We start from the raw sequence: 12,143 nt of genomic DNA on the forward strand, positions 1-12,143 counted from the left end.
TTTCTGAGGTATAGCTTCCGCACGTGGGGGGTGAGAAACCGGGTTTCTACGATTTTTTTAGTTACTCAACGAGAAATCTTCCCAGAAACCCGGTTTCTGAGGCGATCGAGGTACCTCAGCATAAATGCCTTAATATCACCCAAAAGTATGATTGATGGACAAAAAGTTGCGTGTTATATTTCTAATTAATTCTATACAAAAATACTTTTACCGAAAAGGAGAACAAAAAATGGACACACCTACAGACCGCCTACAAGAACCAGTCGGAGCCAGAGAACTCGAATCTATACCTGTATCTGGAAAAGTTTCTGCCGAAAAAGTTGCTGAGGTTAACTTTGATGCGACTCCTTTAGAAACCCCTGCTTATACTCAGGATAAAGTTAGCGTTGAGGAGTTGAAAATTAACGGCGAGGATTTGGTTGCTAAAGTTAAAGAGCTGATTCACGAAGGCAATATCCGGCGCCTGATTATCAAAAATGAAGAGGGACGAATTTTGGTAGAAGTTCCTCTGACGGTGGGAGTAGTGGGCGGAGTCATCAGTGCAACTTTGTTCCCAGTAATTGCAGCAGTAGGAGCGATCGGCGCATTAGTCGCTCACATGACGATTATAATTGAAAGAAAAGAGTGAAAAATTGCCAAGGCCAGTCATGCTGATGTTCGGTTAATTTCCTGTCATAAAGCTGGTTTGATCGTTCGGACTTTAGTCCTCTTTTTGTGAATCATGACTTACGCAAAAAGTGTTTTTACGCGGGAATTATAGGCGTAAGGTGTAAGGCTGGCGCACCTACAAAGTTAGGCTGTGCGTAAGTCGCGATTTTGCAAACATCGGCTAAGGAATGAGAATTAAATAACTTACAATTTTTATGCTTGTTGTGGAATGGGCGTCCCGCCCGTCCAGAAAGGGCAGGCGGGACGCCCATCCCACAATCGGCGAGTGTAAATTATTTAATTCGCGCTCCTAAGAAACTGTTTGGTGAGCTAACTTAACTTTCCCTAAAGCCGTCTTCCTGCTGTCAAAGAGTTTCATAACCCCGGAGGAAATGGTCTCGATGACATCGGGAGCGCAGTAAGACAGAAACTCTTCCGACGAAATGTGACCGGCAAAAAACTCTTGAGCTTTCTTCAAAAAGTTTTCGGTTTCCGCAAAGCCGATAGATTTGATAATAAACGTAGCCACGGGAGAGTTTTTAATATCATAGGGAGATTCTTGATTGCGTCCTATTGCTAACAAATCTAAAACCTCTTTTTCCAACTGACTTTCTAAGGGGTAAGCGATTTGTCTGTTGGGCAAGTAATCTTCCAAAGCCGATGTTTTAAATCCTGGTGCGCGCAATTCTCCCATCATCGTCGAAAGCGGAATGTCGCGCCCCAAACGGTAGGAAAGAGCTTCTAAAATGGCGATCGTAATTAGTTTGATACCTAGATAAAGTTTGGCGACTGCGATATTTTTTCGAGTTTGGGCAATCATGTTAGCGTAGGTTTCATCGTCCGGCTCTTGCATAAACTGCTGGAAAACCAGTTCGGGTTTGAGGAAGTTCAAAAATCCTTCCATTTTTTGCAGAGATTTGCGATATCCGCCCACGGTATAGGAATTGACATTGCTCAATTCGTGGTTGGTTTCTGGCATCAAGTTCCAGGTATTGTCTAAGAAATTAGAGGAATTTGGCGAGGCAAAATTCTCTACATCCCGATTTGCTAACCTGACAGAACGCTTGACAATTTCTGCGATTTCGGTATCAGTCCATCCGAAATCCAAATCGCGATTTACAGTTACCAACCGCTGGTGCAAAAGTTCGATCGCGCTCAAACCGCTGGGCGAAAGCGGACGAAAAGGAATAGTAGCTTCGATGCAAGCGGCAATTTGGGCGATCGTACTTGCTGACAAAAAAGGCTCCAAAGATTTGCCAGCAATTACGGCACTCAAGAATTCGTTTTGGCCGGCAAACGGAGAGAGAGTTTTACCGGGAACAAACCCAAAGACACAGGCCACGAGGTGATACATGGTATCGTCGGGCAGTTCGGTTTCATCTCTAATCACTAACTGCGATCGCACCTCTTGGACAAAAGGACAAAGGGCGCTGCTAATATTGAAACTCACACCCTGATCGACTTGCACGTACACGAGGTCGTGAAACAGGGCAGCCAGCACCTCGATCGGATCGACTGACCCCCCGACCTCAAAAATATGTTCCGACGTGTGAAAGTAGCGCCAAGGCCCCCTCATGGTTTGAATGATTAGCTCTGCTATCTGCTCCTGCTTGGGAATGTCTACTCGACCTCCCAATTGCTCGATCGACGCTACCAAAGCATCGAGACACCGTTTTTGTTCTCCGAAAAGCTCCATTTACGCACCTCCACTACATTCCCTGATTGTCTTGGGCTTGATTGCATGGTATCAAAACGCGCTGCGATCGTGCCATCGCTCCTGAGTGAAAAATTGCCGAGTGTGGGGAGAGGGGGAGAGTGGGAGAGTGGGAGAGGGGGAGAGGGGGAGAGTGGGAGAGGGAGAGCGAGAAGCGGGCTAATTAAAAAATCAAAATTTGGCGGCGATTTGCAGAAGTCGGGCGATCGGTATCATCAATTACACCTGACATTAAGTATGGCTGTCGCTTTCGGGTCAGGATGCTTTTGTGACAAGACTTTTTTGACAATAGTTGAATTTGAGAAGCGGGGTGAAAATACGAGCAATGGTACTGGTATCTTTGGCGATGTTCACCTTTATCTTTGGCGATGTTCAGCTTTTAGACAGAGGTAAAAACTCGATCGATCGCTGCAAGATTAACTAGGAACTGAGCAATTTGGGAGACTAGGTGGCGTGAAATTCGTGTCCGACCCGCGAATAACAGTCAAAATCCGCAAAATGAACGAGCGGGTGCGGTGGCAAGAAAAGTCGATCGCCGATCGGGGAATCGACCAAACTAAGATGGTTTTGGACGATCGAACCGCCGACAGTCCAGAATTTTCGTTTTTAGTTGCAGGCGACAGCGGCACCGGCAACCACCGCGGCCACAACCCCGAGCGCCAAGTTGCCGAACAGATGCTCTCGGAACGGCAAAGTTGCCGTTTTGCTCTGCATACGGGCGATGTAGTTTATCTGGTTGGTTCCAGCGAATATTACTTGCAAAACTTTATTCGCCCCTACCGAGAGTTTATCGTCGGCGGCGAGCAACCATCTCGGATTGCTTACGATCGCATGGTGTTCAACTTTCCGTTTTTGCCCGTACCGGGAAACCACGACTACTACGACTTGCCCATATTCTACGGAATTCTGTCTGCGACTGCTTGGCCGCTGCGGAGGCTGCTGGGTTCCAAGTTGGATCTCGATGTGGGCTGGCACGGTTCCGAGATCGGAAATGCCTACGCTAAAGCCTTTCTCGACTACCTGAGGGCTCACAAATTGCCGGGAGAACTCGATCGCCACCTAGACGCCCACTACACCGCCAGCACCAGCACAGGCCGCTGCCTCCGCTACCAACCCGGACGCTTTACCCGCTTACCCAACCGCTATTACACGTTTCGCAGCGGCGGCATCGACTTCTTCGCCCTCGACTCCAATACCTTTAACGAACCGTTGCCGATCCCAAAAACCTCTGAGGGCGAGATTCGCCGCCAAAATTTGGAACTCGATCGGCAAAAGTTGGAAAAAGAAAAATTGGAAATGCTCGAAATGTGCGATCGGCTAAACCCGGAAATTCCCGAAGCAGCCGAACAGCTAGACGACTTGGGCGCCAAATTAGAGCAAGTTGACGAAATGCTGATGGATATCGACAAACAACTGTCGCCCGACAGAAAAGCCGACACCGATGTCGAACAGCTCGAATGGCTCAAAAGGCGACTGATTGAATCTTGGGGCGATTCTCAGGTGCGGGGGCGGGTAATGTACTTGCACCATCCCCCCTACGTCACCGAGGCGACAAAGTGGAATCAAGCTCAAACTTTGGCAGTTCGGCTGCGATTGCGCGAGGTTCTCGATGCGGTGGCCGATGCAGTTGGGGAGGAGGCGCGGGGGCGTCCCCTAGTAGATTTGGTGCTCACAGGCCACGCCCACTGTTTGGAATACCTGCGGACTGGGGATACCGGACACGGCGACTCTGGGATTAATTGGATTGTCTGCGGGGGAAGCGGCCACAGTCTGCGGCGCCAGCGCCCGGAAGGGCCGATATTGCAGGAAGCATCGAACCCGGAAGCTTATCGGCTGGCGCTGGCGCCCGGTTCCGAAACAGGCGGCCGGCGGATAGCGGAATCTTTGCTATTTGTCGGCCGCAGCGGCCAAGGTTCCCACAAACGCCGTCCTTATTCGTGTTTGCGGATTGATGTTCTTGACGGGACTCCCCCGAAGTTCCGAATCCGACCTTTGGTTGTCGAACGATTTGAGGGTAAATGGCAGGAAATCGCGATCGAACCTTTTGTGATTTAACTTCGTTTCTAGGTTGGTAGTGAGGACTTCAGTCCGCAAAAATTAAGAAGGACTGAAGTCCTCACTACGAGCCAAATAGTGTTTTCCCGAAGCCAAAGGCTTAATTCCTGAGTTTTAAACTCTCTCGATTGTCTCAAACGCGGAAATATTCAATTTTTGCACTCAACTTAATTCAGGAAAAAAATTCAATGATTGCTAACTTAACTCCCACCGGCTGGGAAATTATTTACCACCGCGCCCACGCTTTGCTCGCCGCCCAACTTGGCGGACAGTGGAAGCGATCGAAATCTCCGGTTCGCCTCTACGAAACCATAGCCGCGATTTCTCACCACGACGATTTAGAGAAAGAATGGGAAGAAAATATCTTGACCCAAGCCGGCGCGCCCTTAGACTTTACCTTGAGCACGGAAACTTCTGTGCCTAAGATGCGAGGATTGACCGAGAATTCCCTATATCGCGGTAGGTGGGTAGCAATGCTGATTTCGATGCACATGAGCTTTCTGAACGAAGGTAAGCGGGGAGAGTCGAAGGAACTCAACGAATTTTTGGACGAACAACTCGCCAACCAAAAAAAGTGGCGCGAGGAGTTGAAGATTTCTCAGGAAGAGGCAGAATCGGCTTATGCTTTTTTCCAGTGGTGCGATCGGCTATCATTAATTCTTTGCAGCGGCGAGTTGCCCGCCGGAGAACGAGCTTTAGAAATTAGCGTCGGCCCGGACGGCAAGCGCTACGATATTGTACAGAACAGCAACGAACTGGTGACAGTAACTCCTTGGCCTTTTGAAGACGATAAGTTTACTGTTAACGTCGAAGCATCCTATTTGGATAAAGTCAAGTTCGACAGCAACAAGGAAATCAAGGAAGCACTGCACAAAGCTCATAAAAAACAGTTACAGTGGACTTTTGTCAAGTCTTAATCAAACCAAATAGCAGAAAGACTGCACCGTTCAAGGTTCGTAGTGAGGACTTCAGTCCTCATAACTTTATAAGGACTAAAGTCCTCACTACAAACCAATTTAATTGTTGTAGCTCAACAGGAAATAATATTACCAATTCCCCATTCCCCATTCCCCATTCCCCATTCCCCATTCCCCATTCCCCATTCCCAATTACCAATTACCAATTACCAATTACCAACTATGAAACGTTCAGCCTGCCTAATCTTCAATCCCGTCGCCGGCAACAGCGACCCCGACCAAGACTTAGCGACAATTCAAGAAATGTTAGAGCCGTTTATTGACTTAGACATTCGGCTGACAACGCCAGAAATAGACGCAGATCAACTCGCCCGCGAAGCAGTGAAGAGAGGAGTTGAGGCAATTATTGCTTCCGGGGGGGACGGGACATTATCAGCAGTTGCGGGCGCCATTGTGGGGACAAATATCCCTTTAGGAATTATTTCGCGGGGAACTGCAAATGCTTTTGCGAATGCTTTAGATATTCCAAATACAATTGAAGCCGCCTGCGAAACTATTTTGGGAGGGTTGACGCGGGTGGTGGATGCGGGGATGTGCAACGGTGAAATGCCGATGGTTTTGTTAGCTGGAGTGGGTTTTGAGGCGGAAACTGTCGAAATGGCCGATCGCGAAATGAAGAATCGGTGGGGAATGCTGGCTTACATTCTCTCGGGAATCAAACAGTTAAACAATTTAGAAAGATTTGAAGCCGAAATCGAAACCGAAGATAAAATCATCACCGTTACTGCTGTGGCCGTGACAGTAGCGAATGCAGCGCCGCCTACCTCCATTTTAGCTCAAGGCCCGGCGGGGATTATTGTTGATGACGGCTTGCTGGACATCACCCTGGTGGCGCCTCAAAATAAAGCTGGGGCGATCGCAGCTTCTTATCACCTCTTGCAAACAGCTTTGAGCGGCAATCCTACCGATCGCGACGACATCGGTTATTTGCGCGCCAAAAAAGTAAAAATTAGTGCCGATCCTGCTCAAAAAGTGGTAGTAGACGGGGAAATTGTCGGCATGACTCCGCTTTCTATTGAGTGCATTCCCGGAGGTTTAACTATTTTCATACCGCGAGTTGAAGAAGAGATACCCGTGGAAAAACTGACAGGTTTAGCTGACATTGAAGTTGTTTTGAAATAGAATTAACTTTTAGACAAATCCATAATAAGGTTTGTAGTGAGGACTTCAGTCCTCAGAACTCAAGTGTTAGCGAAGAAGGACTAAAGTCCTCACTACGAACCATCTTTTGTTTTTAGGCCTCTAAGATTTGCCGAATCCGGCGTTCCAAACGTTCGAGGTCGAGTCCGCCTTCATCGCGACTGATGCGGCGCACGGTGACGTTAACATTGTTCAAATCTGCCAGCAAATCTTGGAGGATTTCTTGTTGCTGGCGAGCTTGAGTTATTTCGCGCGGTTCTTGCACCAAATCGCGAACAATTGTATCTTCGGCGCGGGAAGCAACGATCGGGTCTGCTTCGCCGTCTACGTGCACGAAAGTGCGCCGGCCCGGGCCGCGTTCTTCTTCAATTGGGATTACTGCTGTGACTCGATCGGATCGCACATATTTGCCAAATCCTAGGTGGACTAAGACGGAAGATTGTATTTTCATAGATAGCAAGTTTTATTTGTAAGTTATCTATATTTTAGCTTTTGCATTCAGGATCTAACAACTAATATTGCCGTTAATTTTACTACAATTTATGTCGGTTTTTGCTCTATTTTATAGTTGTCATATCTAGTGAGAAATGCTAATATTTGCTGCAATAGTTCAACAGTATCATATCCATTTCGGTTGGATCGGAATTATTTAACCACAGAGAGCGCAGAGAACACAGAGAAAGATCGGAGAGAGATGAATAATTCCGATGTTAACAGGTTTGATATCATTCAATATCTGGGTTGAATCAAATAACTAAATAAAGTACGATTCCACAGTCCTCTTGAGAGGACTTTCGCTATGAGACAGGGGTTTAAACCCCTGTCGGACTGTCGGATTGTGCGAATATCTGTGGAAATCTCGGACTGTCGGACTGTGCGACAGTTGGCTGATGCGTTAAGATAAAATTACAGCAGTTTGCTGCCGCAGCGCATTTCAGGGACACAGCCTGCCGATTCTAGATTTGAGCGTTACTCCCACGGAAAAACAGGAAAGCCTAAATGATCCCAATTAGTCTCGACTTAGTTATCAGCCTCCTGACAGCCATTCCCTTCGGCACCATCAAAGACAAGCTTCAGCGCAACGAAACAGTCATCAAATTATTAAAAAGATTTAACCTCGACCCCGATGCACCGCCCGCCGATTTTAGCGGAGTTTATGTTTATACTTTAGTCGAGTACGGCGCTGGCAAACCCAAGCAGATTTTAGAACTGTTTCGCCAAAAAGAGATTGAATCAGCATTTCGTAAAGCCTTTGAGTCCGATAGCCCAGCCATTTTAATTCAAGCAGGCGATGACTTTCTCAATGAGTCTGCTTTGGGCCAAGAACTTCGAGATTTAGGCATTGACCCCAGACGGGAGTTTATGGCATTTGCCGCCGTGTTTATGGAAGTCGCAAAGCGGACGAGATCGATCGGCGATGTGATGGTCGGAAATGCGATCGCCTCTTTGCAAAAACGCCTATCTATGGTACTCGATCGCATCGATCGCCTTCCCACTCTCGAAGGAATCCGTACTGAATTTGCAAGGTTAGAATCCGAAGATTATCCCGCACTTCCCGCCGCAGAATCAACTAATATTCAAAAATCTCAAGCCTTTATTTTATCACAAAAAGTTCGAGGTTGGTTTGAAACACTAAATTATCAATTTGAGAAATACGAAATTTGGGGAGATAACTATTTTGAATTGATTATCAATGTTCCGGTGAGACGCAAAAAGTACGATCGCATTTTAGTGCGCGGAATTGCCGGAGAAGCTGGACTCAGGGACATCTTAGCCTTGCGCGAATCCGTGGAAAGACAGCGCACCGATGAAGGTTGGTTAGTCACCGCCCGCCGCATCAGTCGCGCCGCGCGGGATGAAGTAGAAAAAGATGAAAATCGCGATCTAGCTTGCTATACTTTCGATGAATTGCTCGATCAAGATGCCGATTTTACCGCTTATTTGGATTGGCTAGAAACTGAAATTACCAGCCGAAAAATTGATACCAAATATGTGCCGCTAGCTTGTACAAAAGAAGAAATTGACCCCGATACTCACCGCAAGATAGGCGTGAGTCATTATGGCGAGCGAGATGGCTGGATCGAAGGTTATATTGACCTGTGGTTGGATGACCCCGTAAAAGAGCATATTTCAGTTTTAGGAGAATTTGGGACGGGGAAAACTTGGTTTGCGATGCACTATGCTTGGATGGCGCTACAACGCTACAAAAAAGCTCAAAAGAGCGGCTTAGAACGTCCGCGTTTGCCGTTAGTAATTCCGCTGAGAGATTACGCGAAAGCAGTTAGCGTCGAGTCGCTATTTTCCGAGTTTTTCTTTCGGAAGCACGAGATACCTTTGGCGGGTTATTCGGCCTTTGAACAACTTAATCGCATGGGCAAGTTTCTGTTGATTTTCGATGGTTTTGATGAAATGGCCGCTAAGTGCGATCGGCAAGAAACCATCAACAACTTCTGGGAACTAGCAAAAGCCGTGGTTCCCGGCGCGAAAGTCATCCTGACTTGCCGCACCGAACACTTTCCTGAAGGCAAGGAAGGACGGGCATTGTTCAATGCAGAACTGCAAGCTTCAACAACCATTTTAACAGGCGAAACTCCCCAATTTGAAGTATTAGAATTAGAGAAATTTAACGACGAGCAAATTCGGCAAGCGCTGTCAGTTCAAACAGAAGCAACTACTGTCGAAAAAGTGATGGGAAACCCGCACTTATTGGATTTAGCGCGGCGCCCGGTGATGACCGAGTTAATTTTGGAAGCATTACCCGATATTGAAGCTGGAAAACCAGTGGATATGTCGCGGATATATCTGTATGCGGTGCGGCGGAAGATAGAGAGAGATATCACAGCCGAACGCACTTTTACTTCGCTAGCAGATAAGCTTTACTTTTTGTGCGAACTCTCTTGGGAAATGCTGTCTACCGACCAAATGAGCCTCAATTATCGCGGTTTTCCCGATCGCATTCGCAGCTTATTTGGTTCCATCGTCCAAGAGGAAAAAGACTTAGATCACTGGCACTACGACATGATGGGTCAAACGATGCTAATCCGCAATGCTGATGGCGATTATACTCCGGCGCACCGTTCGTTGTTGGAGTTTTTTGTCGCTTACAAATTTGCGGCAGAATTGGGAGTTTTGGCAGCAGATTTTACCGAATTAGTTGCGCCGGAACAGTCTTGTTTAGATCGTAATGCAGGGCCTCAAAAATATGCTTGGTCTAATTATTGTCGGTTGCAAGCCCAGAAGAGAAATAAGGGTGAACTTATCGCAGCTTTGCAGGGATTTGTTGCTGAAGATTTAGGACAACTCCGTCAGAGTTTCGGACACGCGCCGCTGACAAAAGCAGTGATGGATTTGTTGTTACCAATGGTAGGGGCGGTGTCCTCGTGCCGGCCCTGCCTCGATGTAGGGGCAGCTACGGAGGAATTATTAGAAATTGTGGAAGCAACGCGGGGAAAAACTGAAAGTGAGGTAGGTTATGTGGGAGGGAATGCGGCGACGCTGTTGGTAAAAATCGATCGCACTGCGTTAGAAGCAAAAGACCTTTCTCGTGCAGTTCTTTTAGGTGCTGATTTTACAAATGCTAGTCTGCGCCACGTCAATTTTGATGAAGCAAATTTAGCTAATTCTACTTTTACTAAAATCTTCAGCAGTGTTCGGTCAGTAATATTTAGTCCTGATGGCAAATTGTTAGCTACAGGTGATAGCGATGGCATAGTTCGCTTGTGGGAAGCTAGCAGTTGCAGAGAAATATTGACCTGTAAAGGACATACCAACGTGGTGGAGTCAGTGGCCTTCAGTCCTGACGGCAAAATACTTGCTAGCGCCAGTTATGACAAAACGATCGAGTTATGGGATGTCAAAACTGGTGAATGTTTAAAAGTTTTGCAGGGGCATACCGAATCAGTAATGTCAGTCAGCTTCAATCCAGATGGAAATATACTCGCTAGCGGGAGTTTCGATCGCACGATAAGGTTATGGGATATCCGCACGGGTGAATGCTGCAAAATTTTGCTAGACCATGCTAAAGTTGTATTGTCAGTTGCTTTCCATCCTGCTGGTGAAATACTTGCTAGTGGAAGCAGTGACAAAACAGTGAGGCTGTGGAATGTCGGTACTGGTGAATGCCTCAAAATTTTGTACGGTCATACTAAAAACGTGTTTTCTGTTGCTTTCAATTCTGCTGGTGAAATACTTGCTAGTGGAAGCGGCGACGAAACAGTGAGGCTGTGGAATATCGGTAGCGGTGAATGTCTCAAAACTTTGGAGGGACATTTCGATCAAATACGGTCGATCGCCTTCAGTCCCAATGGCGAAATACTCGCCAGTGGAAGTTTCGATCGCACAGCAAAACTGTGGGATATCAACAGCGGTGAATGCTTGAATACTTTGCAAGGGCATAACGATCGAGTAGGGTCAATCGCCTTCCATCCTGGGGGTGAAATACTTGTTAGCGGCAGTTACGATAAAACGCTGAAGCTGTGGGATATTAACAGCGGTGAATGCTTGAATACGCTGCAAGGGCATAGCAATCAAGTAAGGTCGATCGCCTTCAGTCCAAACGGTGAAATGCTGGCCAGCGGCGATGACGAACAAACACTCAGGCTGTGGGATGTCAACACTGGTGAGTGCCTCAAAATCTTGCATGGGCATCTCGATCGGGTAAACTTAGTTGCCTTCAATCCTTCGGGTGAAATACTTGCCAGCGCTAGTTACGACCAAACACTGAAACTGTGGGATATTCGCAGTGGTGAATGCCTCCATACTTTGCCAGAATTTGGCAATGAAACACGATCGATCGCCTTCAGTTCAAATGGTGAAATACTTGCGAGTGCAGGTTATGACCAAACGGTGAGGCTGTGGGATATCGGTACTGGCGAATGCCTCAAAACGTTGGACGGGCATAACAATTCTGTACACTCGGCTGCTTTCAGTCCTTTGGGCGAGATATTTGCCAGTGCAGGTTTTGGCGGAACGGTGAGGCTGTGGGATATCCATACTGGTGAATGCCTCAAAATCTTGCAGGGGCATAGGAATTGGGCACCTGGAATCGCCTTTAGCCATAACGGTGAAATACTTGCCACTGGAAGTGTCGATCGAACAATCAGATTGTGGGATGTCCGCAGCGGTGAATGCCTTCAAATCTTACAGGGGCATACTGATTGGATACGTTCAGTTGCCTTTAGTTTTTCGGGTGAAATAGTTGTTAGTGGAAGTGTCGATGGAACGGTAAGATTATGGGATATCAGTACAGGTGAATGTCTCAAAATTTTGCAAGGTCATACCAGTAGAATTAACTCAGTTGCCTTCAGTTCAACTGGAAAAATTATTGCTGCTTGCAGTCGCGATGGCACAATTATAATTTGGGATTTTGAGACTGGTGAGTGCATCAAAATACTGAAAAGTGAAAGACCTTATGAGGAGATGAATATCACGGGTGTTACGGGTTTAACGGAAGTTGAAAAAGCCACGATCAAAGCTTTAGGGGCTGTAGAAAATCGATCGTAGGATTTACTCACGGGTAGTCAGAAACCGGGTTTTTTCGATAATACTTCGTTGTGTCTAGTAGATTCGGCCAAAAACCCGGTTTCTTGGGTCGAAGTGCGCACGGGTAG

8 protein-coding genes are annotated in these 12,143 nt (G+C 47.0%); 6 read left to right on the top strand and 2 right to left on the bottom strand.

All coding sequences use genetic code 11. From position 1 onward, the window contains the following. The coding region (locus tag JGK39_RS29220; protein ID WP_293303155.1) for a hypothetical protein at window positions 1-189 on the top strand (189 nt) is incomplete at its 5' end. 40 nt (window positions 190-229) lie between these two features. Further along, a complete protein-coding gene (locus JGK39_RS29225; protein WP_293260855.1) occupies window positions 230-628 on the top strand; it encodes a DUF4342 domain-containing protein in 399 nt (132 codons plus the stop codon). Between the two features lie 330 nt (window positions 629-958). Here the strand turns inward: JGK39_RS29225 and JGK39_RS29230 are convergent, their stop codons facing one another. After that, complete coding sequence (locus JGK39_RS29230) at window positions 959-2,344, bottom strand: hypothetical protein (RefSeq protein ID WP_293260852.1); 1,386 nt, start codon at window positions 2,342-2,344, stop codon at window positions 959-961. Between the two features lie 516 nt (window positions 2,345-2,860). On the opposite strand from JGK39_RS29230, the gene JGK39_RS29235 reads away from it, so the two are divergent. The 3 genes from JGK39_RS29235 (at window position 2,861) to JGK39_RS29245 (ending at window position 6,516) form a co-directional block, all read left to right on the top strand. Continuing rightward, entirely contained in the window at window positions 2,861-4,417 is a 1,557-nt protein-coding gene (locus tag JGK39_RS29235) for a metallophosphoesterase (RefSeq protein WP_366049356.1), read from the top strand. Between the two features lie 188 nt (window positions 4,418-4,605). Further along, complete coding sequence (locus tag JGK39_RS29240; protein ID WP_293260846.1) at window positions 4,606-5,334, top strand: DUF3891 family protein; 729 nt, start codon at window positions 4,606-4,608, stop codon at window positions 5,332-5,334. Window positions 5,335-5,556: 222 nt separating this feature from the next. Beyond that, a complete protein-coding gene (locus JGK39_RS29245; protein ID WP_293260844.1) occupies window positions 5,557-6,516 on the top strand; it encodes a YegS/Rv2252/BmrU family lipid kinase in 960 nt (319 codons plus the stop codon). A 112-nt stretch (window positions 6,517-6,628) separates the two neighbouring features. Here JGK39_RS29245 and JGK39_RS29250 read toward each other — a convergent pair whose 3' ends face one another. Next, entirely contained in the window at window positions 6,629-6,985 is a 357-nt protein-coding gene (locus tag JGK39_RS29250; protein WP_293147148.1) for a hypothetical protein, read from the bottom strand. 548 nt (window positions 6,986-7,533) lie between these two features. On the opposite strand from JGK39_RS29250, the gene JGK39_RS29255 reads away from it, so the two are divergent. Beyond that, window positions 7,534-12,036 (top strand): NACHT domain-containing protein, encoded by a 4,503-nt coding sequence (locus JGK39_RS29255; RefSeq protein ID WP_293298431.1) that lies wholly within the window; start codon window positions 7,534-7,536, stop codon window positions 12,034-12,036. The last annotated feature ends 107 nt before the right edge of the window (window positions 12,037-12,143 follow it).

Origin of the sequence: Microcoleus sp. PH2017_12_PCY_D_A, from assembly GCF_020738565.1 — a bacterium.
GTDB lineage: Bacteria > Cyanobacteriota > Cyanobacteriia > Cyanobacteriales > Microcoleaceae > Microcoleus.

Excerpts from the sequence above, each read along its gene's own strand:
- JGK39_RS29245 (WP_293260844.1), top strand. The coding sequence starts at position 5,557 with ATGAAACGTTCAGCCTGCCTAATCTTCAATCCCGTCGCCGGCAACAGC.
- JGK39_RS29235 (WP_366049356.1), top strand. The coding sequence starts at position 2,861 with ATGAACGAGCGGGTGCGGTGGCAAGAAAAGTCGATCGCCGATCGGGGA.
- JGK39_RS29255 (WP_293298431.1), top strand. The coding sequence starts at position 7,534 with ATGATCCCAATTAGTCTCGACTTAGTTATCAGCCTCCTGACAGCCATT.
- JGK39_RS29250 (WP_293147148.1), bottom strand. The coding sequence starts at position 6,985 with ATGAAAATACAATCTTCCGTCTTAGTCCACCTAGGATTTGGCAAATAT.
- JGK39_RS29240 (WP_293260846.1), top strand. The coding sequence starts at position 4,606 with ATGATTGCTAACTTAACTCCCACCGGCTGGGAAATTATTTACCACCGC.
- JGK39_RS29230 (WP_293260852.1), bottom strand. The coding sequence starts at position 2,344 with ATGGAGCTTTTCGGAGAACAAAAACGGTGTCTCGATGCTTTGGTAGCG.
- JGK39_RS29225 (WP_293260855.1), top strand. The coding sequence starts at position 230 with ATGGACACACCTACAGACCGCCTACAAGAACCAGTCGGAGCCAGAGAA.